The sequence below is a fragment of the Kangiella sp. genome, from assembly GCF_014762745.1.
In the GTDB taxonomy this organism is placed as follows: Bacteria; Pseudomonadota; Gammaproteobacteria; order Enterobacterales; family Kangiellaceae; genus Kangiella.
Map to the genome: position 1 here is coordinate 1 of NZ_JABURJ010000031.1, position 23,772 is coordinate 23,772.

Here is a 23,772-nt window from a genome sequence, read left to right on the forward strand (position 1 = left end):
AAAAAGCTTGGCTAGACTACCCAAAATCATCCTCTAAGTCACTATATTCTAAGGGCAGCTGAATAAAGTTAGTGGATTCGGCAGCCTGAAATCGCACCCCAATCCCCAACAGGCGAACTGATTTCTCGCGCCGATGAAAGCCCTCTTCCATCAATTCGTAAAACAGATCATCGTTAATTCCAAAGCTGGTTCGCTCAACGGTTGTGGCGGTGAAATCGCTGAATTTAAGCTTGGCAAAGAGCTTATTAACCGGAGCGCCGACCCCAGAACGGGCAACCCGTCGTTTTAAGGTTTGCAATAAATAAGGCAGCTCATCAAGACACTCCTCGAGCGTTACCAGATCCTGGTCATAAGTATTTTCTACACTTAACGACTTTCTTGGATAATGGGTAATCACCTTGCGATGGTCTACGCCTCGCGCCAGCTCATACAGTCGCTGGCCAAAACTACCGAAAGTTTTACTCAGAGTCAGCAGGTCAATCTCACGTAGCTCCTTGCAGGATTCGATACCCATACGCTGCAGCTTTTCAGTGGTTTTTTTACCGACCCCATGGATTTTTGCAACGGGTAGTTGCTTAACGAAGTCATCCACTTCTTCCGGGGTAATCACAAACTGGCCGTTAGGCTTGTTCCAGTCTGAGGCAATTTTGGCCAGAAACTTATTCGGTGCAACGCCGGCAGATGCTGTCAACTGTAATTTCTCGTAGATCTGATAGCGAATAGCCTGGGCGATGAAGGTTGCGCTACCTTTATATTCATTACAATCGGTAACGTCCAGATAGGCTTCGTCCAGCGATAATGGCTCAATCAGGTCCGTATATTGAGCAAAGATCTCGCGAATGACTTTTGAATCATGACGATACTTATCAAAGTTCGGAGGTACGATAATCAGCCCTGGACAGAGACGCTTGGCGTAGGCAGATGGCATTGCAGAACGGACGCCATAAGAACGGGCTTCATAATTGCAGGTGGCGATGACGCCGCGTTTATCAGGCGAACCACCGACTGCAATGGGTTGATTTTTCAGAGAAGGATCGTCCCGCATCTCAATAGCCGCATAATAACAGTCCATATCAACATGGATAATTTTACGGACTGATTCATTCAAATCTGCTTGAGACATCTGATCATTTAAGATTATACAAAAGGACAGTTTACACTATGCCCGAAGCATGACGGATTATTATTTAGAAAGTCAGTTTGACTAAAGCACCACCCAATTGACTCGTATCTATCTCAATATCCCCACGATAGGCGTCGACAATTTCTTTAACCACAGACATCCCTATGCCTTGCCCTTCCACAGACTCATCCAGCCGTTTGCCTCTAGAAAGTACCGACTGGCGAACCTCTTCCGCAATCCCTGGGCCATCATCTTCAATGATAATGATAGTTTTAAGGCCCTGCTGCTGAGCACTGACCTTTACGTTTTGCTTAGCCCATTTGCAGGCATTGTCCAGCAAGTTACCACAAATCTCATAGAGGTCTCCCTCATTGAGTAACACTTTAACCCCATCAGACATGTCGATCTGAATGCTAATGCCTTTATGTGCGTAGACTTTTTCCAGCCCCTTCACCAGCTTTGCAATCGCAGGTTTTAATGACATGGATTTCATCATCACCTGCGGGCCGCTGGTAGCACGCTGTAATTGATAACCGACAATCTGATTCATGCGTTGTAGCTGTTCGCCACAAATACGTTCCAGATCCTTTTTTTCTGCTTCGTTTTGCAGTGCCGCCTGCATAACCGCCAACGGTGTTTTCAGGCTGTGCGCCAAATTTCCCAGGGTCTCTTTATAGCGCTTACTTTGATGACGCTCATTGCTAATAAAACGATTAATGTTATGGGTTAACAGTCTGATTTCCTGCGGATAGCGATCAGAGAGCTTATCCAATACGCCCTGCTCAACTTTACGTAACTCCTTAACGGCCTGACGAATAGGTTTCAGAGTCCAGCGAAGAACCACAAACAGAATTAAAATTAACGAAGCCGCCAATCCAGCAAGCCACATCCAAAGAGTATTACGGTAGGTTTCTATAACCTGATTGAATGGTCGTTTGTTCTCAAGAACCACAAAATGATACAGCGACACCTCGCCTGTTTCCGACTCCCACTCCGCTATATAGTGAAACTGGAAAAAGTCTTCCTCGCCCAGGCTAATTGACTGCAAAGTTGCTTCGCCCGGCAGCGATAATGGTAAAGGGATTTTCCCCTGCTCAATTTCATAGGTCGCTGATAAGGATTGCCAGATCAAACTTTCAGTTTCATCATAAACCAGCGCCGAAATGCCGCTACCGTATTGATTAAAGCGTTTATCGGAGGGAATTTCTTCGGGAAGGAACAGATCACCAGGCTCGAGCTGATCAGCTACCGAAAGCAAACTATAAAATTGCGCATACAGTCGCTCAAAGGTTGCCTGCCGAATACCGGCCTTATATGTGTTTAACAAAATGAAACTCATGGCAGCAATAAAAAATACCAGCACGACACTGGTATTTAATAATATTCGCTTCTGTAATGAGTAGGAGTGATTCAAACTCACAGATCCGTTCTTAAGCGATAGCCACGACCACGCAAAGTATCAATCGGCTTAATGGTGCCATCTGGATCAATTTTCTTACGCAGACGTCCAACAAAAACTTCCAGCACGTTTGAGTCACGATCATAATCCTGGGCATACAAGTGCTCGGTGAGCTCGGTTTTAGAAACCACTTTGTCTGGATTGAGCATCAGGTATTCAAGAACTTTATACTCATAAGCAGTTAAATCCATAACTTCGCCATTGACCTTAACTTCCTGCTTCAAGCTGTTCAGCGTAATCGGACCTTTAACAATTTCAGGTTTTGCATAACCGGAGGCGCGACGTAACAAGGCATTAATGCGGGCCAGTAATTCTTCGGTTTGGAACGGCTTAACCAGATAATCATCAGCACCAGCTGCCAGGCCGTCCACCTTATCCTGCCAATGACCGCGCGCGGTCAAAATTAGCACCGGAAACTGAACATCTTCATCACGTAGTGTCGAAATCACTTCCATGCCTGAAATGTCAGGCAGCCCCAAATCGAAAATTCCCAGATCAAATTGATATTCACGCGCCAGATATAAGGCTTCTTCGCCATTAGGCGCTTCTTCCACCACATAATTCTGCGCCTTTAATGCACTAACCAATTGTTCACGCAATGCATCATCATCTTCAACCAGTAACAGTTTCATACCCTATTCCACCCCATTCCATATCACAATTTTATGCTCAATCAACTTGCTTTGTTCTTAACATCAAAACCCGTTAACGGATCACTCGACCATTACAGGCATTAACCAACACATGACTCACTCGACCATTTGGGCTTAAAACCTTCACCCGATAGACAGGCGGCTTGCGATTCATGTTAAGGGAAGCAGACAACACGCGGCCGTCCGTTTTGCGGGCAACGGCACTCATGGCAGCACTTTTGCCGATTGGAACGCAAGCAGCCTGCTCTTCACGCTCAACTTTTGTGTCAATGCGAATGCCGGCAGCTTCTGCTGATTGAAACATCAATGCCGACATTGCCAAAATAACGATCAATATATATTTCATAATAACCTTTAATAAATGCTATGAGTTTAGTGTCTATAGCCACGACCAGGTCTTACACTAACTTCTACATCAACCCAGCGTCCGGGATCATAATCCATGAAGGTAGTATAGCGCTGGCCTTTGTACTTGTAGGTGACATTATAGCCAATAATAGCAGCATGACCATATCGCTCTTCGACCCTTTCACAGCGATAACGACTGTCTCGGCCTTTATCAGCAACTGATTGACCTATCGCTGAACCGACCACCGCGCCAGCCACCGAACCAAGGCGTTTCTCTCCACGATCACCGCCCAAGTTGTAGCCAACGACACTACCAACGACCGCTCCTACAATCGAGCCTTTGCGACGGTCTCTATCTGAGCTGTCCATATAGCAGCGCTCTCTTGGATATCGACTTTCGCTATAACCGGAAACAGGTTCAACATGAACAACTTTTGCACGCGCATAACGTACATCATCATAATAACGATAATCGTCACGTGCATTAGCTACGCTAGCCATACCAAGGCTAACCAGAATAGTTGTTAAAACAAATAATTTTTTCATGCACAATACCTCTGATTGTGGACGGAGCCTACCTATGCAGGTTCCTTAACTTTAAGGTAAGTGTAGAAAGGTGTAGCTGAATGCTGTCTGAATCGACAGCATTGAATAGGAATGGATTACTTTTTAGCAAACATTCGTTGCAGAGCGAGCAGAATAACAGCACCCAGGGTAGCAGTTAATAAGGTCTTGATATTAAAGCCTGATATTTCTCCAAAACCGAAAAAGCTACCAACATAGCCACCAAGGATGGCACCAATAATTCCAATCACAATCGTCATTATGATACCTTCGTTTCTAGCACCAGGAATAATCACTTTGGCCAAAAGCCCAGCAATCAAACCAACAACAATCCACGTCAAAAATCCCATAATATACTCCTTCAGTTATTGATCTATCGTAAAATGACTCATCAGTCCCAGATGATCATTTCTTGCTTCTTGTAGTGCTTTTCAATTAGCGACTGATAATGTTTTTCCACCTGCTGACGACGAGTCTTTAGAGTTGGTGTAATCAAGCCATTTTCAGTGGTCCAGGCTTCATCCACAAAAATCAGCTTAGCCAGGCGCTCATGCTTTTCAAGCTGGTTATTCAATTTCTGCAAAGTCTGTTCGGTTTCCTGGGTAAATGCAGCACGATCTTTTATAGTTTTGCCATGGATAGAAGCAATGGCAACCGGTGATGGAAGCCCATCGCCAACAACGCACAAATGCTCAACGCCAAGCTCAGGCTCCAGTTTCGCTTCAATCGGCGCAGGTGATACATATTTACCCTTTGAAGTTTTGAAGATGTCTTTGACCCGCCCAGTGATAAACAGGAAACCATCGTCATCAATCGTCCCTATGTCACCTGTATGAAAGTAACCCTCTTCATCAATAACCTCAGAGGTTTTAATCGGTTCTTTATAATAGCCTTTCATTAAGCAGGGGCTTCTTAATAATATCTCTCCGTTATCAGCAATTTTAGCTTCCGCTGTCGGCATGGCCACACCAACCGAGCCCTTTTTGCGGCAACCCGGTTTACTGGCATGAGAAAATGCCATAGTTTCAGTCAGGCCATAAGCCTCGCAAATTTCTAATCCAAGGCTATCAAAGAAATCCATGGTTGCTCTAGGTAAGGCCGCAGCACCCGATAAAACAATTTTGGCCTGGTCCAGCCCCAATCCGTTTAATACTTTTTTTCGAATAATATTTTTAATAATAGGTAGCTTTAGTAAAAGCCAAAGCTTCCTTTTGCCCACCTTGTCTTCGATTCCCTGTTGAAATTTAAGCCAGATTCGAGGCACGCCAAAGAATATGGTTGGTCGGACAGATACAATATTGTCCTGAAAACGGTCTAGGGATTCGGTAAAGGAAATAACACTGCCAGTATGAATACTGATAATTTCAGTTAGCTCACGCTCTGCACAATGCGCAAGCGGCAAGTATGAGAAGGCACGTTCCTGGCCAATATCGACGAATTGAGCAGCCGCTGCAGCACCATTAGACAAGGCACGATAATCGATCATGACGCCTTTCGGGATGCCAGTTGTGCCCGAGGTATAGACAATAGTCGCCAACTCATCCAGGTCAGGAACTGGAGACTCAGCCATCGGCTCAGTTTCAGCAATGATTTCATCCCACTCTTTAATACCAGAATGAGGTTGATAGAAGCTGATTTTAGGTAAATCATCAGCTACAGCTTCTTTTTTCGATGGCCAATCCGGCAGCTTTCCGACAAACAGCAGTTTAGACTCGCTATGCTCCAGGATTGTAGTAATGGTTTCTTTACCAGCGGTTGGATAAATGGGCACGGATATGTGGCCTGCCATCATAATGGCCAGATCTGCCATAATCCAGTGTGAACAGTTTAGCGATAAAATCGCAACCTTACTTTTTGGCGGCAAGCTGGTTTTAAGATAATGAGCCATTTTACGGACCTGCTGCCCAACTTCATGCCAGTTATATTCTTTCCAGTCATTGCCAAAAGGTTGTCGCAGAAAAACTTGGTCGGCAGCAACGGTTTCCCAGTGGTAGAAGGCTTTTAGGGTTGATTCTAATTGTGACTGACTCATAAATTATTCTCTTTATACTAATGTTTTTGACATGAAGTAATGAGGCCCGATCCCAGCGATCTGAAACTCCTCTCCCTTTATAACAAAATTAAGCTTGCTGTAAAATGGCACCGCTTCCGTACGGGCATTACACCAAAGCACATCGCCGCCAGCTTTCGCGCATAAATCCATACCATACATCAGCAACTGCGCCCCCAGTCCTCTAGCGCGATAATCTGGATCCGTAGCCATGCCTCTTAAGCGCCAGGCATTACTCGATGCAGCAAGCTGATGTGATTCGGGATAAAAAGATGCTATCCCAATAACCTTTCCCTGCTCAAGAGTCGCCACATGAAAACACCCCTCGGCCAGATCTTCTTTATAAGTACACTCTTCTACCGGTCGGCCAGGTCGTAAAACTTTATGTCTCAATGGAATAATTGATTCAAGCGGAACCACTTGGGTTTGGTACATAGCTGCTCACTTACAAAAGTTAAAATAGGTTTTTCCGACTATATTTTATATCCTATTGAGGCCAGCTTGGCCAACAAAACCGTAGCCATAAAAAAAGCCACTCATATGAGTGGCTTTCGTCAGATCTTATAAACAAAATCAGAAGCTAACTACTGGTCGTCCCCAGTCTTTTCCTCAACTTCTTCTTCAGCTTCTTCAAGCTCTTCTTCCGCTGAATGCATCATTTCTTCTGCTTCTGCCTTAGCGTCATCAACCATCTGGTCTGCTTCTGCTTTAGCTTCATCTACCATCTCTTCAGCTTCTGCTTTAGTTTCTTCATAATTCTCTTCAGCAGCTTCTTGCAATGAAGTCACAGTTTCTTCAGTTGTTTCGGCAGTGTCTTCAACCGCTTTTTCTGTCGCTTCGACAGCATCAGCGGTAGTTTCTTTTACTGATTCAACAGCTTCCTGCGCTTCATCTTTCGCTGACTCTTGCTTATCATCGCTACAAGCAACCGCCAGTGTTGATGCTAAAAGTGCAATAGCTAAACGTTTCATTCCTATCTCCTCCTCGGATTATTTACTTATAAGTAAAGTCACAAAAAATTTCATAACCTTTTATAATGCTTGAGCAACAAACATACAGCATTTATTGCTCAAGCGATAAATAATACAACAAGTTAGATTACTTTTTCGCCAGGAAAAGCCACGTTTCGAGAACTGTGTCAGGATTTAATGACACACTATCAATGCCCTGCTCCATCAGCCATTTGGCCAAATCAGGGTGATCCGATGGACCCTGACCACAAATACCGATGTATTTATTGGCTTTTTTACAGGCCTTGATGGCATTGGCTAACAACACCTTTACCGTAGGATCACGCTCATCAAACAGGTGAGAAATAATGCCAGAATCACGATCCAGACCCAATGAAAGCTGAGTCAAATCATTGGAACCTACTGAGAAGCCATCAAAGAACTTGAGGAATTCCTGAGCCAAAATAGCATTCGAAGGCAGCTCGCACATCATGATAACGCGTAGACCGTTATCGCCACGACGCAAGCCATTCTCTGCAAGAAGCTCAATAACCTTCTCAGCTTCGCCCAAAGTACGCACGAATGGAATCATCACTTCAACATTGTTAAAGCCCATCTTGTTGCGCACACGTTTAATCGCTTCACACTCAAGCTCGAAGCACTCACGGAACTCTTCGGAGATGTAGCGAGAAGCACCACGGAAGCCAAGCATTGGGTTTTCCTCATGCGGCTCGTATAAGTGACCGCCAATGAGATTCGCATACTCGTTCGACTTAAAGTCAGACATACGAACAATGACTTTTTCTGGTGCAAAAGCACAGGCAATGGTTGAAATACCTTCAACCAGCTTGCTGATATAGAATTCTTTAGGATTTGGATAGCCTGCCATTTGCATAGCAATGGTTTTCTTGAGGCTTTCATCTTCGAGTTTGTCGTAATCCAACAATGCTTTCGGATGCACTCCGATCATGCGGTTAATGATGAACTCAAGACGAGCCAGGCCAACACCGGCATTCGGAAGATGTGCAAAATCGAAAGCACGATCAGGATTGCCCACATTCATCATGATTTTGAACGGCAGTTCAGGCATATCTTCGACCGAGTCTTTGCTCACGTCAAAATCCAGTAGACCAGCATAAATCTTACCGGTATCACCTTCGGCGCAAGATACGGTCACTTCAACCCCATCTTTAATACGGTCGGTGGCATCACCGCAACCTACAACTGCTGGAATTCCCAGCTCACGCGCAATAATCGCTGCATGGCAGGTACGGCCACCACGATTGGTCACGATCGCCGCCGCACGCTTCATCACTGGCTCCCAATCCGGATCAGTCATGTCTGTCACTAAGACATCGCCAGGCTGCACACTTGCCATCTGGTCAATCGAGCTGATAACACGGGCCTTACCCTTGCCAATTTTCTGGCCAATGGCACGACCGGTAGCAACCACGTCAGAAGTATTTTTCAAACGATAGCGCTCAATAATGTTTTTATCAGAACGGCTTTTAACCGTTTCTGGGCGTGCCTGAACGATATAAATCTTACCATCAGCACCATCTTTGGCCCATTCGATATCCATTGGGCGCTTGTAATGCTGCTCAATAATCATAGCCTGCTTGGCAAGTTCCTGAACTTCTGCGTTGTTAATACAGAACTGCATACGCTCATTAACATCAACATCAACGGTTTCAACGGTCTTGCCGTGATCCGTATCATTGGTGTAGATCATCTTGATGGCTTTACCACCAAGCGTTTTGCGTACGATTGACTGACGACCTTCAGCCAAGGCAGGTTTATACACATAAAATTCGTCAGGATTGACCGCGCCCTGCACAACCGTTTCGCCAAGACCGTAGGCACCGGTGATAAAAACCACATCATTAAAGCCTGATTCAGTATCCATAGTGAACATAACGCCGCTGGCTGCAATATCACTACGCACCATTTTCTGCACACCGGCAGAAAGCGCGACTAAAGAGTGTTCGAAACCCTGGTGGACACGATAGGCAATCGCTCGATCATTAAACAATGATGCAAACACTTCTTTCAGCGCTTTCATGACATTGTCTAAACCACGAACATTAAGGAAAGTTTCTTGCTGGCCTGCGAATGAGGCATCTGGTAAATCTTCTGCAGTAGCTGATGAGCGGACCGCAACGGCAAAATCATCATTGGCATCAGCTTTTAATTTGGCATAAGCCTCGGTGATAGCCTGCTCCATCTCTGGAATAAATGGAGTATCCATCACCCAGCCACGTATTTTGGCACCAACTTCAGCAAGTTTGGTCACGTCATCAACGTCAAGGTTTGCTAACTCTTCGTTGATGCGTTGATTTAAGCCACTTTGCTCAAGGAAAGCACGGAAAGCATCGGCTGTTGTCGCGAAACCGTTAGGAACGCTAACGCCCATATTGCTTAAGTTACTAATCATTTCCCCAAGTGACGCGTTCTTACCGCCAACGCGCTCAACGTCACCCATACCAAGTTGGTCATACCAAAGTACGTATTTATCCAAGGTTCTATCTCCAGTTTATAAATTTGGAATTACCGCAAACCGCCCATTTTTGGCTGATGTTCTTGCCGATAGTGAGCGTAAATGCTTAAATTCACGAACAAAGTGGTCTTTGTGGCCGCTATTTTACTGATAAATGAGCAAATATGAAACGCACAGTCTTTTTTATTTCCGACCGTACCGGTATTACCTCTGAAATGCTGGGCCAATCGCTAACTTCCCAGTTCGAAAATGATGTGAAATTCACCTATCACACCATTCCGTTTGTTGATGATGTGGATAAGGCCAATGCAGCTGTCACGCGCATTAATCAAACTGCAATCCGTGACGGACACAAGCCGATTGTCTTTGAAACCATCGTAAAACCTGAGATCCGCAACATTATTACCACTGCCAATGCACTGCTGGTGGATTTCTTCCACACCTATATTGGTCCACTAGAGCAGGAGCTCGGCGTCCACAGCTCCTTTCGTGTTGGTAAATCACACTCAACCGATGATCGCCAGGCCTACGACACCCGTATGAGCGCAGTGAACTTTGCTTTAAACAATGATGATGGTGCAACTACCAAGCATTATGATCAGGCAGATATCATTCTGGTCGGCCCGTCACGCTGTGGCAAAACCCCAACATCACTCTACATGGCAATGCAATTTGGTATCTTTGCCGCCAATTACCCCTTTACCGACGAAGACTTGCCGAATATTAAGCTCAAGCCCGGACTGGCACAGAATAAGCACAAACTCTACGGCCTGACCATCGACCCAATGCAGCTACATGAGATCCGCAACAAACGGAGACCTAACAGTAAGTATGCAGCGCTGAATCAATGTATGTTGGAAATTCGTGAAGTGGAAGCTCTGTATCGACGGGAAAAGATCCCTTTTATTGATACCACTTCACGTTCAGTGGAAGAGCTGGCAGTGAAAATTATGGCTGATAAAGAAATCCAGCGTAGGATTTTTTAAAGTAACTGTCTCTGAAAATAGCCCATCGAGCTAACTCTGACGAGTCAATTAAAAGCGCGTCATTGCGAGTCATGAGGTCAGTTCTCTGACCGAATGACGTGGCAATCTCGTGAACTTTACTACTGAAACCTTTTAAGCTAGATTGCCACGCTCCGTTAAGTCGCTCGCAATGACGTGCTATAAAATCTCTCCGAACTTCTGCAAGGATCAACCTAAGCTAACCGGCTCAATCAACAGAGCCATTCTCTGTCCAATCGGAACCTTGTTGTTTGGAAAAACAATCGCCTCACCATCCGACTCTATGACATAAGGCTCTTGAGGATCTGACAGCAGCTCAACGCCCTGCTTGAACTCTGTAAAGTTAGCCAGATCATCGTCCACATTAAGGTGTGAATCGTCGGAAACCCGCAGCAACTCTTTTTTGACCGCAAAAAGGTTCATATCATCAATCACGCGGTCATTATTAAAGTGATAATTATTGGCGACCAGCTGTCTTAAACAGGTTTCAGCCTTTTCAAAATCTGTACGGTTATTTTCACCAAAAGGTTTTACCTTACCCAGCTCGACTGTAAAAGCATCTGCTTTGAAGTGGTGACTGGTGTGGTAAGAAAAAGTCGAACCTGGTTTGTGATATAAAAGCACAGTATTCACTCCGCAATCCTGCATGAGAGCTAACTGTTCAACCTTATGCTCACGCCCATCCAGATAAGGATAGATGGCAAAGCGTTGATGCTTGGAAGCGCGGATTGCCGTATGCAGATCGTAATGGTAACGACGTGCATTATCAGGTGATTGTTCAAAGAAATCTTTTACTGCCTCTTCCAGTCGCTTCGCGCGCAAAGCTTCGTAGCAATGGGGGTCGGCTTCAAGATAGGATTTCCAATGATGATTAAACATGCGGTTCAGATTGAACTCCAGAAACCGCTCCTGTTGCATCATGGCTTTGGGATTACCAAGCAGAATCAAAAGATTAACCTTGAGAGTCTGCGTCCCGACCAGAATATCACGCACCATGTCGCTGACAATTTCCATGGGTGCTGTTTCGTTACCGTGAACACCACAGGAAAGGCACACATACTGATCACTGACTTGACCAGGTTTAAACTCGATGATACCTGCGTCATGAAAGACAGCTTTACCCTGCTCAATATCTAATTCAAAGCATTCATGCTGATCAGGGTTTTGGCGAACAAAATCGATAAAATTAAAGGTATTAAAATCTTGTGTCGTTAACATAAGTATTGTGCTACTTAGATCCTGTTTTAGTTTCTGTTTCTTCAAATGGAGGAACTAACAGTTGGGGATCCAGACGATGGCTCAACCAGTTTAAGCGCCAGTCAAGATGTGGACCTGTAGCCCGACCGGTCGCGCCAATTCGACCAATAAAATCGCCCTGCTTAACTTGCTGGCCAACCTCTACATCAACACTGCTTAAATGCAGGAAAGTCGAGTTCACACCAAAGCCATGATCAATAATAATGGTACCGCCAGAAAAGAACATATCAGGATGTACCAGACGAACAACCCCATCGGCCGGGGCAACAACTTCAGTACCCGTTGGCGCTGCAACATCAACACCAAAATGGGGGCGTTTCGGATCGCCATTTAAAATTCGCTGGCTGCCATAAAAACCGCTCAGGCGACCTTTTGCTGGCCAGATAAAATCCTGCATGAAATATTTCAAATCAGTAATTTCTTGGCGAGCTTTTACAACCAGTGCCGTTTCACGCTTAATGCGCTCAAGTACTTCGGGCTTGCGAGGCGTTACTTTTGAAGGTGGCAAGCCATCAATCCGTTCAATGTTATATTGACGTTTACGAACAGTTATCGGCTGCGTTTCTTTTTGTTCACCTTTCGACACAACCAATGTGGCCTTTTCAGGCATATCACGATGAAAACCGAACACAAAGTGTCCGTCTTCGGAAACCTTGATTGGCTCACCCTCAAACTCGACTTTTGAGCCTGGAACGGCCTGACCAATGACTAAGCCACCCTGAGTAAAGTCACCTTTTAATGACAATATCAAAGGCTCCTGAGCAGCCAGTTTAGAAACGCTAAAACCAGCCATTAATAATAAAACCAAAACAAACAATTTTTTCATTTCATCAACCTATTCAGAATCTTTCTTGTTTTCGAGCTTGGCAGTGGCCGCCACTTCTATAGAGTGCTCATGATCCTCATGGTTCAACTCAACCTGCTCAATCTTCTCAAAACGACTACTGATTTTATTGGCGGACGTGGTCACTTCTTTAACGTCCTTACGAACATTATCAATATGGCGCGACAGATTATTCATGCGTGTTCTAAAACGATCGAAGTCTTTAGAAAGCATGCCGAGGTGCTCCTGAATAATGTGCACCTGCTTACGCGTCGCCTCATCTTTAAGAACCGCGCTAGCCGTAGTCAGCAAGGCCATCATGGTGGTTGGCGAAACCATCCAGACTTTTTGTTGCTGAGCAAACTCAACCAGCTCAGGGTGATGGGCATGAATTTCAGCAAAGACCGCTTCCGCAGGGATAAACATTACTGCACCCATCGCCGTTTCACGCTCAATGATGTACTTGCTGGCGATATCATTAACATGCTTTTTAATATCTTTAATAAAAGCTTTATGCGCCTGATCACGCTCTGGCGCAGAGCGCTCGACATCAACCATCTTCTGGTAATTTTCTAATGGGAATTTAGCATCGACACCGATAACACCCGTTGGCTCTGGCAGGAACAAAGCACAATCAACAATTTTGCCATTACTAAATGTATGCTGGAATTTGTAGTTAGAAGAAGGCATCACATTAGAAACCAGCGACTCAAGCTGCACCTCTCCAAAAGCACCACGTGAACGCTTATCTGCAAGAATCTCCTGCAAGCTCACCACGTTGCTGGACAGTTCGGTAATTTTCTTTTGCGCATCATCAATTAATGCCAAACGTTTTAAAACATCCTGGAAGGTCTGAGTAGTTTTCTCGAACCCATCAGCCAAACGTTTTTCAACCTGACCGCTGATTTCTTTAAGGCGCTCATCCGTAGCCTTGGTCAACCCCGTCATGTTTTTCTCAAAGTTTTCAGCCTGAGTTTTAAGGTTAAGCGTAATTTCCTCACGAACATCTTTCATACCGCGACGGAACTGTTCCTGCAGCATGGTCAAAGCTTCTTTTTGATTCAGCTCGATCTGATCCTTCAACTGCAGGATGTTTTTCTGCAGAGTTTCCTTAAACTGAAACAACTCCTTCTGCTGACTCACCGTGTTGTCGCTAACTTTCTGGCCGAGGTTGTCGCTGAATTTGTTAAAACCACCCTGCACCAGGCTCTGGAACTGCTGGAACGACTCAGAAAGCTTAACCTGATTACCCGCCAGCTTTTCAACAATGCTTTCAGACGCACGCTGGTTCTGCTCCACCAAACGATTAAAATCGTTTTTGGTTTGCTCAAACGCATGATTTTGTCGAGAGTCCATGCTCTTTAACAGATCGCGGGAAATCGACATGTCATCCAGAATTTGCTTAAAGGTATTTTTTTGCCGAATCATCGCGGCCATAAAGGCAATCGCCAGAATGACAATAATCACTAACAGGATGATTTCAATCGGATAATTGTTCCAAAGAGTTTGTAATGACATGAATAGTAGGCTTGTAGTTGTAATAGTTTGACTGAACTTAGGCACTTATTATACACACAAGGCCAGCCATCAAAAGCGGGATTTATAAGCAGTTGCAAGTCAGCGGGCAACCACATTGAGTTGCCCCACCAAGACATCACTTCCATAGAGGCGACTGTAGCCGCGTAAGCTGGATAAGCTACTCAAGCAACTCACCCTGCCGATAATGGCTCGTTGTAGGCTGGCGATGCACCCCTAGGGCAGGACCAACAAAGTGAATCCCAGCGATGCTTCTTTGAGAGCCTTTAAGGTTTAATCCTGTCATCCCGCGGTACCAAGGACACTCCCTTCGGTCACTTACCACGGACTAGTCCTAACCTTAGTTTGCCAACTGCATATTTTTATACTTCGAGTAAGCCTCTCCCAGCGCAACCCTCAACTGTCGCAATGGCAAATACTCAACTCGATATTGGGAGAAGTGTCTTTTAGCTGAAGTAATCACATCAGATTCGGTACCTGATACATATAAACCATCGTACTCATCCCAAAATAAATACAAATTGGCTGGTTGTTCAGAATATCCTTGATACACCAAGTCCCGACTGGCACCGCTTGATTCTTCAATATAGATATTATTTTGTAATTTTGCGGAGTCATTACATCGAGAAACATAGTGAATAGCCTTCAAGTTTCCAGAGTCATTATTAACCACAATTTTTGCTGAGGAAACACAAGTCGTATAGGTTTTGATATGCCCCTCGTCCTTTAGCTTATTGAAGATTAAAGCAGCACATGCAGCTATAACTAAAAGCAATATGAGATTAAGGTGCTTTTTTATGATGGACACTATTCATTCCCTTTAATTATTATAAGACACCCCGAATAGTAGAAACCTTTATCCTTAAAGTCAAAATGCCGTCGGGCGAATGGCGTTCACCCAAATAATCAAACATAACTTCTAATTGCTGGGATTCACTTCGTTGGTCCTGCCCTAGGGGTGCATCACCAGCCTACGAAAACATTCCTTCTTACCCTATTTCGTATCCCCCTCGGCAGCCCCTGCTTCAACAACATAACAAGCTCCCAACCGGTTCACTCTGGTGATAATGACTAATTGTAGGCTGGCGATGAGCAGCGCGAATCCCAGCATCGTAGACTGGGTGAATCCAATTCATGTCATCCCGCGGCTTGACTGCGGGATCCAGTGACTTTTAAGGCAGAGGATCGGGCCGATGAAGGATTACTGCGTCGCTACGCTCCTTGCCCTTCGGGCCGTCGTCGGCTATCGCCTCCAACGTTCAAAGCACTGCGTGCTTTGTCGAACTCCTTCGGAGGTTCTCATCATTTCCTTTGCCACAACGAAAAAAGGCTTCCGGTTTAAGGGAAGCCTTTCGAATAATGGCGCGCATGGAAGGATTCGAACCTCCGACCGCCTGGTTCGTAGCCAGGTACTCTATCCAGCTGAGCTACATGCGCATCTCGTTGTCGGGCGGTATTATGCCACCAGACTGTAATATGTCAACGGCCTTTTGTAAATTTTTCCTGAATATTTCAGTTTTTAGCTTAACAGTCTGTTTTATAAACAGTTTTTGGTGAAAAACAATACAAAACGTTCGCAAATCAACCAAGGCTTAAATCTTACCGTTTTCTTGGGGTAACCGAAAGCTCTTCTTACCTTGCTTTTAGCCCTTTATTCTTCTTCATCATGAAGCTCTACACTATCGGCCAGTTTAGTTACTTTATCTGCCAACTCAATTTGTCCCGAAGCCTTCAGCTTGTCAGAAATCTGCTCAATAAAATAACGTTTATGAGGAGAGTTACTTCTATTCCAATGTTGTTTGGCCAGAACTAAGTCACCCCGCTCTGTAAGAGTCTTAGCGATCATAGTCGATAAGTGAGAGAGCTCTTCCAATGTAGACTTTACATTATAATGCTCATACCTTGACGCGAAGTACTCATCTACCATTGCGGGAGTCCAGCTTTCTGAAGCCAGCTGCTTATAACTTGGCCCTTGATAGTCTCTAAAAGCTTTTAGCAAGCCTTTACGCAGTCCAGGAAGATATACAGACTGATGGTTTTCTTGTTCCAAAGTATATACTTTCACCCGTTTATCTAAACCTAATTTCTCCCAGATAGGCTCGAAGGTCTCAATCATACGAGCTTCTTCATTTCCATAAATTATAGTTAAATTAGATACGTTACTAATCTCCTTCGCAGGTAATTGAACATAGTTAATTGAATCAAAAACGGGGGATACGCTAATCAATTCCGTAATTTGGGAGTCAGACAAAGCCAACTCTGCTGAAGTCCAGGCAGCACTATAAGAGAATCCTATGAATACTGACTTATTCAATGCTCGATATTGTTCTTTAAACTCAGGCTGGACAACATATTGAAACCAGCTATTGAGTACTTTTCTTTTTGTTGTCACCGCTTGATAAAGGTTTTCAAACTTTAAATGAACAATGATAGTCTCTGGGAAATCATGTAATAGCTCAAGCTGACGTATAGTCTCAACACCTTCTTTTGCAAAATCACCTTTATAGAATGGACTACTATCAAGCAGATAAATTACCGGGTACATCCTGTCGCCCGATGTGTTGTAAGAGGATGGTAAAAACACCTGAACTTCTTCGTTATCTAAAGCCTTCTCGTCTGGAATTTCTAGTAACAACTTTGCTTGTCCACTGAAAGATAAAAGAGTTAGGAAAATAAAGATTATAAATTGTCTACTCATATTAGTTACTCTTTAATGGACTGATCTGTTTTGACAAACTTGGAAAGTACAAAGTTGCGGGCATCCAAAAACTTTACGCACGCCTACCCTTTTAGTCAACGCTCGTGATTCAAGAATCGTACCATCATTCATAAAATACAAACACAAAAAAACCTGCCGAAGCAGGTTTTGAACAGTCTAAATAGCTGTTTAAAGTTTGTGGGGGGGCAATCCTTTCTCTCTTTTCCGGTAAAAAAATATACTTCCGTTTTTTATGTGTACCGAACCACTAGAGTCATTCTTGATGGTAATGATTCTTCGTAAAGGACCAAGAGCGGCAGTATAGGTGTGTTGCTCACTGGGGCTACTAACAAGCGGTCCTGATAAGTCACCCCAACGCATCCACACATGACTGCCTTTTGCAAAGAACTCAATTGATGGCCATTTTTTATCAGACTGATATTCGCCTAATAATTTCTGCCAATCCTTACTCAGTAATGCGAGCTTCTCACGATTAAACGCACGACCACTTTCTCTTTCAAAACTTCTCTTAAAGCTATCAAGTTCTTTTGAATAACGAGCTTTAGCTTCAGAAGGTTCTAGCACCAGGTTGTAGAGATAATTTGCTGCCAAATGAGGTAGGACATAACCACGCTCATCATTAAAGAAAGCAATAACTGCCAATTGCTCACTTGGCATAAAGGAAGCATGGAAACTTACTCCTCCGAAGCCACCAAATCGAGTTAATATCGTTTGATTATGATAGTCCGCAATGTCCCATGCTAAGCTATAACCGCGTCTGTTATAGGTAAAGTAGCGCTTATCTTGAGCAACTATTGACTCATGCAGCGAGGTGAAGAAATCAGGTGATAGATTTAATCGTTTGCCTTTCTCGAGGTTAAATTGCATCCATTTCGCCATATCTGCAAGAGTAGATACTGTCCCGCCTGCAGCATGTAATGTTTTATCGGTCTTATATAAATCGGCACGAAGTATCTGACCATCGCTAGCCACTTCAATACTGGGCAAGATTTCCGATGGAGGATAATCACTTAGATATGAACTGGTGTTGTGCATTTCTAATGGCTCAAATAGCTCTTGCTTCATTAACTCCTGCCACTTCTTGCCTGTGGCTTTTTCCATTGCCATTGCAGCAAGGATGGGGCCAGTATTAGAGTAACGAAACTCTCCCGGGGCTACGACCAACATCTCCTCATTTAATGCCTCAATAAGCTTGGCGTCACTCGCATATCCCAAAAATGCAGTTTTGAATGTATGTAAAACACTGGTGAATCCAGCAGTATGACTCAATAGATCTTCAATGGTAATCATATCCGTAGCAACCCTTGAGTCCAAAATCACATCAGATAAGTAGTGGTCTAAGGATGCCTTTAGATCAAACTTTTCCTGTTGCTGTAGAATTGTTGCCAGCGTCCCTGTGAATGCTTTAGTATGCGAAGCGATTAGGAATGGTGTTTCAACTGTCAGTCCGTTTTTTTCGGAATTAGCTCCCTTTGGGTTTAGCGTGTAAACATAACGCAATCCATCAGCGTCAACGACTGCAATTAATAAATCACCCTGTAAGCGATAATCTTTATAAAGTGTTTCAATTGCTTTTGGGAAGTGCTGCTCTACACGCTTCTGTGCATCCTCGGTATAAGGCGTAGCGCTGCCTGGAAAGGCTGGCAACAATAGAACCATGCTAAGCATGGCTGTAGTTAGAATGTTCATTGTGCTCCTAAATATAAAATTATCGTTATAATTTAGAAACAAGAACGTTATGCATTAGATGCAAACAACTAGATTTTACTGTGCCTTATAAAAAATGAAAATCCCACAATTGACGTTAAAGCAACTGTGAACAAATAGGGTGAGTTTTGTGCAAACTCAATAAGTGGTAGCCAAAGTTGGAAACCGCTCATGATAGCAATAACTAATACAACCAGCGCCGCACAAAAAGTCGCAATCGCTAATATACGTTGTCGTATTTGTTGCTGTTTCTTTATGTTACTTTGTACTGTCTCTACAAAGTTAGCACCATCTAAATAATCACTGTATTCGAGCAATTGTTGGAAGTCCTGTTCAGTTGATAACTTCATAATGAGCTCCGTTTCTGTGGTTGATTACTATTTACCAGCTCTACAAGCTTTTGTTTTCCACGATTAATGTGTGACTTAACAGTTCCTAGTGGCATACCCGTAATTTCAACGATTTCCTGATGACTCATTCCGACGCTGTAAGCTAAAGTCACACAGGTTCGCTCCCCTACCGATAAATGTGACATCAAGCGTTCTACTAAAATATCTTGTTCCGCGTTATGGGTTGTGGAAGGCTCTACAAGCTCCGAAGAAACTTCCCGGGTATAGTGAGCTTTACGCCTGTCGTTTAAGAACATTCTATAAGCAATACTATGTAGCCAGGTGCCAAAACTCGATTCAGCACGAAAGCTTTGCATCTTTGTGTAGGCGGCAAGAAATACCTCTTGCGCCAGATCGTCTGCTAATGAGTGATCGCCTGATGTTAAACGTCGCAGAAAATGACGTATCGGGTGCTGATACTTTCTTACCAGGCTTGCAAATGCATGTTGGTCATTATCCAACAGAACACGAGCGATTAACGCCTGATCATTCATTGTTGCTAAGGAAAGCAGAAACGAAGAATGCTACACCAAGAAACAATGGAAAAACCCCAAATACAGCGCCGAGATTGAACACACCAGCAAACCAACCAGCCGCCAAACACCCCAATCCAAGAGCAAGCAATATCAGCGCTTTCCTCAAATCACTGCGCGAACTAGTCGGCACGGCTCCAAGCTGTTCAAGTAAATCTGGAGACAAAGTACCGCCATTTTCGAGGTGCTGCTTCAAAATAAGCTGAAACTGCTTTTTATAACGCACAGTAACCATCAGATAGACAATAACTCCAGCAGTTATACAGAGCATTCCGGTAATAGGAATCCAAAGGTCAGACATAAACACTCCTATAGATTTAAATATATAGTCATAAATTCATGTGGGTACATATTAAGACACATCAAACGGCAGAATTAGATGCAAGCCGCCAGTTATTTAATTGATATGAGCTTACTCCATAAACTCAACGCATGCTTATCTTGGGCAATTAGCCTTCTAACTGTCAGATTCCTAGTTAAAAATCAAACATTCTTGTTTCATAGTAAGAATCGAGCGGAGAAGTAGCAATAGAATTTTGCAGGGAATGGCGGGTTGGTTGATTTAGGTCATCTGAAGAGACAGGTTTAAGGGCGAATGATAGTTGTAGGGTGTGCCTTGGCACACCACAAAAGATATTAACCATCACTATGCTTATTAAAATTGAGCTTTGTGCTTTTTAATGGTTTCTTGATCTAATTCGAGAAACCTCGCCGCATTGTCATAAAAAATCATCTGTTTTTCTTCAACGGTCAGAAAGTCCATCTCTTGCACAAAGTTTATAGAGTCAGTAATGGCATCCGGCCATACCATCTGATCGCTGCCAAACATAACTCGATCCAGATAACCCATAGTCTTGGCTCCCTGTATAAACTTCTTCATGGTTTCCATGTCGCGATGCTGCTTAACATGACCCAGCACACCTACCTCAACATAAACCTGGGGATACATCTGCATCAACTGCAACATTCTTGGATAGAAAAAACCACCCGCATGCATGACGTAGACTTTTAACTTTGGAAACTCAACGAGCATATCCTCAAGCAATAACGGGTCACCCAGCTTAACTCTGAATTTGGGAGTCGATCGATAAACAATACCGCTTGGCCCCTCTCCCGTATGAATGCCGACAGGAACCCCATGCTGCTCTGCTATTTTCCAGTAAGGACTATATTTATCATCAGAAGGCGATAAACCATGATACTGAGCCATCACCTCCCCAACAACTTCGATATTACCCTTTTGAATATGTTCCTCAAATACTTTCTCAGAAAGCTCATTACTTGGATCATTAAAATTCAAACCTTTTAAAAAACGACCTGGATATTTATCGTCCCAATGCTTTGAAAGCTCAACGCTGGTTGAAGACAGCATACCCAAAACTACACGATTATTATCCAATGTTCGAATCATTTCTGACTCAAACTCTGTGGCAGACGGTGGCGACTTCTTGCCAGTGCGGAAATGTGGTATTGGCCCCCAATAGGTTTGGTCATCATAGGCATGAAGATGCATATCAATAATCGGCCCATCGTAGCGCTCTGAGCCATACGAAGAAACACTAAACAAGAAGAGAAACAAAAAAGCAGACAGATAAAGTTTAGTCATAACACAACTCCCTTTGTTCAAACTTTAGCCAAAATAGCAATAACTGGGTAGGAAGTCTATATTGAACTACCTACTCTTAGAAGAATAAAGCACTCTACAAAAAGAATCATAGTTCACTAGCTTTTTTAGCACCAAAACGACGAAGCAAAGTGATCATGCGCTCGTACTCGCTAATAGCGTGAGCATTTGATTGCTCAATATTCTTATAATATTCGATAAAATCGATTAATGTGCCGTTAGGAACCTTTGGCCCAGGCGTCACCGTATTAAAGATTTCCACCAAGTCCTGTTCACGATTTAACTCTCTTTTATAATAAAGAATGAAGGCTGCTAAATCAGCTCTGCCTCTCGGATTCATCTGTCTAAACTTTAAGAGGTCCTCGCGTCCATCCTCACAGGTTACATGGTGATAGCCTTCTTCAATACTTGAGCCTAATTCTTGAAAAGTTTCTTTAAGCGCATTGAAACCATTAGAGATAAAGTTTCGGCACAAAAGCACCTGCTGATCATCAGTAAACCTCACTGTATCAGCCTCGGTCTGATTGGCTTTAACCGTGGCAGCATAGTCGCTACTAGGGGGGAGGCTTACCGCAACAAGCTGATAAGAGCAATACACACAGTCACCAACCCCTGCAGCATTAACGGCTTGCGAACCCCAAACAAATGGCAACAAAAGCATGATAAGAAATTTCATCGCGGCTCAACTCCTGATAAAGACGGCCCTTTATTATGGCAAAGAACATTAAGAGCTGGTAGCTTAGACTCTGGGTCTTTTAATTCTCATTAATTGATAGTTTATGGGTGTCCAGTAATTTCGGTTCTTCCTCCATTAATTACTAGTCATTAACATCTTCTTAAGGTTATGCCATGGACCATCATATTCATATCTGACCGACTTCAAGTTTTCTTTTAAAATTGTAGAGACTGGACCATTTAACACACACTTAACTGATAGTGGCTCTTTCAGATACAGTATCTCTATGACGTACGAATACTGGGTATCTCTTTCGAACTTATTATAAAGGAGATCATAATCTGGAAGACTTTGCTCTCCTTTTGTTGTGTAACCTTCATGCAAGTATGGTGCTACATGCAACTGACTTGCTGCCTGAATCAACAAGTCTGAACATAAAAGTGAAAAGTTATTCTGAGTTATATCCAATAAGCCACTTCTTTCAAAATGCTCTTGCATTATTTTATCTTTGTATCTCTTATAGTCGACTGCTATCGCTGATAGCATTTTAAATTCATATAGAAAAGAGCCTGAATTCCAATCAAACCTGATAGTGCCTCTCTTACTTTCACTATAATTGTATTCATGATGATATTTTGACCTAACCAACCAATCGAATGATTCTAAGTCATTGATGCTGATAGTTTCGACTTGGTGTTTTTGTATGTAATCCTCTAGTTCAAGGCGAGCTTTGAAAAGAGATATATCTAACAAAGAAGCAGGTTCATTCATAAGTAAACTTTGGTAGCTTTTAGGTTTTGCCAGAGAATCTAGAGAAAAGCAAATACAAAATATAATGGAAATAAATTTACAAATACTTGCTGAACATAATTTTGACTCCGCACAAGAATTTTCAATGATATTAGTCATAGAATGCTCCAATTTTTTTATGATTAGTTAGAGTCAGCATAAACGAATCAAAGCAAAGTTAAAAATAGAGCAGAATAGAAGTCAATGCACACTGACCACATCGACCACATTAATTTCAACACATCCCGATACAAAATTGTCTGTATAAGTATTCCGAGCTAATTTCTCGTGTTCTGTAGAAGTTTCAGATACTTTCACAACCTCTAATGCAACGCCCTTTACAAGCGCGAACGTAACGAGTCGAGACTGATAGGCAGGCTTGCTTGCGCTTTTTAAGCATTTTACTCATATGTGGGCTCTGGAATTTTACTTCTTAAAGCCCACATATCTTCTTTTTCCGCGGTGGAAAGCCTTACTTTGGGGTCATGGGAACACAAGTACTGAACTCGTTCAACAGAAAGGTTCGTCCAGCTAGCTATAGCCCTTGTTGATCTCCACTGATTCTTACTTGTATTTTCTTTAAGCCAATTTCTTATTCTCTTTGATTCAATGAAGTTAATGGCTTTCTGGTGAAAATATTGGATTAAATATACAGTGATCCCAGCGATCGCACCACCAGATGCACCAATCACTATTCCTTCTATGACTTTATCTTCCATATGTATTCCAAATGTTTTGAACATCAACAAACTTTACGTCACACACACCTTCCAGGTCAATTAAACCTTTTAGTTGCTCACAAATTTCAGGCATAAAAAACCTTCCGAAGCAGGTTTAAGTATTCTCATAGCAGAATTAATTACGACTATTTCAGTAAAACTTTGTATTCGTCATCCATAAATTTAATAACATCACCTGACATTATTTTCTTTCGTTTTCTCTTCTCTATCTCACCATTAACTAAAACTAGGCCATCATCGATTACAGCCTTTGCTTCGCCGCCACTACTTACAATGCCCTCGAACTTTAGTATTTTGTAGAGCTCAACAGGCTCTTTTGTAATTTCTACTG

General features: G+C 43.2%; 25 protein-coding genes and 1 tRNA gene. 1 reads left to right on the top strand and 25 read right to left on the bottom strand.

Translation table 11 applies throughout. The features are described from left to right. Positions 1–16: 16 nt before the first annotated feature. The 10 genes from dinB to ppsA form a co-directional block, all read right to left on the bottom strand. Positions 17–1,123: a DNA polymerase IV gene (dinB, locus tag HUJ19_RS01845; RefSeq protein WP_290621891.1), complete on the bottom strand. Its 1,107-nt coding sequence runs from the start codon at positions 1,121–1,123 to the stop codon at positions 17–19. A 64-nt stretch (positions 1,124–1,187) separates the two neighbouring features. Next, positions 1,188–2,543 (bottom strand): ATP-binding protein, encoded by a 1,356-nt coding sequence (locus HUJ19_RS01850; RefSeq protein ID WP_290621892.1) that lies wholly within the window; start codon positions 2,541–2,543, stop codon positions 1,188–1,190. Next, a complete protein-coding gene (locus tag HUJ19_RS01855; protein WP_290621893.1) occupies positions 2,540–3,214 on the bottom strand; it encodes a response regulator transcription factor in 675 nt (224 codons plus the stop codon). Before HUJ19_RS01855 ends, HUJ19_RS01850 begins: the two co-directional genes overlap by 4 nt. 73 nt (positions 3,215–3,287) lie before the next feature. After that, a complete protein-coding gene (locus tag HUJ19_RS01860; RefSeq protein WP_290621895.1) occupies positions 3,288–3,581 on the bottom strand; it encodes a PepSY domain-containing protein in 294 nt (97 codons plus the stop codon). Positions 3,582–3,607: 26 nt separating this feature from the next. Beyond that, positions 3,608–4,129 (bottom strand): glycine zipper 2TM domain-containing protein, encoded by a 522-nt coding sequence (locus tag HUJ19_RS01865; RefSeq protein ID WP_290621896.1) that lies wholly within the window; start codon positions 4,127–4,129, stop codon positions 3,608–3,610. Positions 4,130–4,245: 116 nt separating this feature from the next. Beyond that, positions 4,246–4,497 carry a GlsB/YeaQ/YmgE family stress response membrane protein gene (locus tag HUJ19_RS01870; protein ID WP_290621898.1) on the bottom strand — a complete coding sequence of 84 codons (252 nt, stop codon included), beginning with the start codon at positions 4,495–4,497 and terminating at the stop codon, positions 4,246–4,248. A 41-nt stretch (positions 4,498–4,538) separates the two neighbouring features. Beyond that, entirely contained in the window at positions 4,539–6,179 is a 1,641-nt protein-coding gene (locus HUJ19_RS01875) for an AMP-binding protein (protein ID WP_290621900.1), read from the bottom strand. A 12-nt stretch (positions 6,180–6,191) separates the two neighbouring features. Further along, positions 6,192–6,632 (bottom strand): GNAT family N-acetyltransferase, encoded by a 441-nt coding sequence (locus tag HUJ19_RS01880; RefSeq protein WP_290621902.1) that lies wholly within the window; start codon positions 6,630–6,632, stop codon positions 6,192–6,194. Between the two features lie 149 nt (positions 6,633–6,781). Next, entirely contained in the window at positions 6,782–7,168 is a 387-nt protein-coding gene (locus HUJ19_RS01885) for a hypothetical protein (protein ID WP_290621904.1), read from the bottom strand. A gap of 127 nt (positions 7,169–7,295) precedes the next feature. Further along, positions 7,296–9,665: a phosphoenolpyruvate synthase gene (gene ppsA / locus HUJ19_RS01890; protein WP_290621905.1), complete on the bottom strand. Its 2,370-nt coding sequence runs from the start codon at positions 9,663–9,665 to the stop codon at positions 7,296–7,298. Positions 9,666–9,808: 143 nt separating this feature from the next. Between ppsA and HUJ19_RS01895 the strand changes: the two genes are divergently transcribed. Next, positions 9,809–10,630, top strand: a complete 822-nt coding sequence (locus HUJ19_RS01895) for a pyruvate, water dikinase regulatory protein (protein ID WP_290621907.1) — start codon at positions 9,809–9,811, stop codon at positions 10,628–10,630. Between the two features lie 207 nt (positions 10,631–10,837). Here HUJ19_RS01895 and astE read toward each other — a convergent pair whose 3' ends face one another. The 15 genes from astE to HUJ19_RS01970 all read right to left on the bottom strand — a co-directional run. Then, a complete protein-coding gene (gene astE, locus HUJ19_RS01900; RefSeq protein ID WP_290621909.1) occupies positions 10,838–11,866 on the bottom strand; it encodes a succinylglutamate desuccinylase in 1,029 nt (342 codons plus the stop codon). A 10-nt stretch (positions 11,867–11,876) separates the two neighbouring features. Next, positions 11,877–12,731 (bottom strand): M23 family metallopeptidase, encoded by an 855-nt coding sequence (locus tag HUJ19_RS01905; RefSeq protein WP_290621910.1) that lies wholly within the window; start codon positions 12,729–12,731, stop codon positions 11,877–11,879. 9 nt (positions 12,732–12,740) lie between these two features. Beyond that, positions 12,741–14,246 (bottom strand): DNA recombination protein RmuC, encoded by a 1,506-nt coding sequence (locus HUJ19_RS01910; RefSeq protein WP_290621912.1) that lies wholly within the window; start codon positions 14,244–14,246, stop codon positions 12,741–12,743. A gap of 358 nt (positions 14,247–14,604) precedes the next feature. Then, entirely contained in the window at positions 14,605–15,072 is a 468-nt protein-coding gene (locus HUJ19_RS01915) for a hypothetical protein (protein WP_290621913.1), read from the bottom strand. 552 nt (positions 15,073–15,624) lie between these two features. Then, positions 15,625–15,701 (bottom strand) — tRNA-Arg (locus tag HUJ19_RS01920). Between the two features lie 214 nt (positions 15,702–15,915). Further along, positions 15,916–16,962 (bottom strand): hypothetical protein, encoded by a 1,047-nt coding sequence (locus HUJ19_RS01925; RefSeq protein WP_290621915.1) that lies wholly within the window; start codon positions 16,960–16,962, stop codon positions 15,916–15,918. A gap of 189 nt (positions 16,963–17,151) precedes the next feature. Further along, positions 17,152–18,672, bottom strand: coding sequence for a serine hydrolase (locus HUJ19_RS01930; protein ID WP_290621918.1), 1,521 nt, complete (start codon positions 18,670–18,672; stop codon positions 17,152–17,154). Between the two features lie 68 nt (positions 18,673–18,740). Further along, positions 18,741–19,040, bottom strand: a complete 300-nt coding sequence (locus HUJ19_RS01935; protein WP_290621920.1) for a hypothetical protein — start codon at positions 19,038–19,040, stop codon at positions 18,741–18,743. Continuing rightward, positions 19,037–19,573 (bottom strand): sigma-70 family RNA polymerase sigma factor, encoded by a 537-nt coding sequence (locus HUJ19_RS01940; protein WP_290621921.1) that lies wholly within the window; start codon positions 19,571–19,573, stop codon positions 19,037–19,039. Before HUJ19_RS01940 ends, HUJ19_RS01935 begins: the two co-directional genes overlap by 4 nt. Then, complete coding sequence (locus tag HUJ19_RS01945; protein ID WP_290621923.1) at positions 19,566–19,913, bottom strand: DUF6249 domain-containing protein; 348 nt, start codon at positions 19,911–19,913, stop codon at positions 19,566–19,568. Before HUJ19_RS01945 ends, HUJ19_RS01940 begins: the two co-directional genes overlap by 8 nt. A gap of 354 nt (positions 19,914–20,267) precedes the next feature. Beyond that, complete coding sequence (locus HUJ19_RS01950) at positions 20,268–21,218, bottom strand: amidohydrolase family protein (RefSeq protein ID WP_290621924.1); 951 nt, start codon at positions 21,216–21,218, stop codon at positions 20,268–20,270. A 106-nt stretch (positions 21,219–21,324) separates the two neighbouring features. Beyond that, entirely contained in the window at positions 21,325–21,912 is a 588-nt protein-coding gene (locus HUJ19_RS01955; protein ID WP_290621925.1) for a hypothetical protein, read from the bottom strand. A gap of 135 nt (positions 21,913–22,047) precedes the next feature. Then, positions 22,048–22,821 (bottom strand): hypothetical protein, encoded by a 774-nt coding sequence (locus tag HUJ19_RS01960; protein WP_290621926.1) that lies wholly within the window; start codon positions 22,819–22,821, stop codon positions 22,048–22,050. 281 nt (positions 22,822–23,102) lie between these two features. After that, positions 23,103–23,420: a hypothetical protein gene (locus HUJ19_RS01965; protein WP_290621927.1), complete on the bottom strand. Its 318-nt coding sequence runs from the start codon at positions 23,418–23,420 to the stop codon at positions 23,103–23,105. A 146-nt stretch (positions 23,421–23,566) separates the two neighbouring features. After that, on the bottom strand, positions 23,567–23,772 hold a 206-nt coding region (locus tag HUJ19_RS01970; RefSeq protein WP_290621929.1), incomplete at its 5' end, for an RNA-binding S4 domain-containing protein.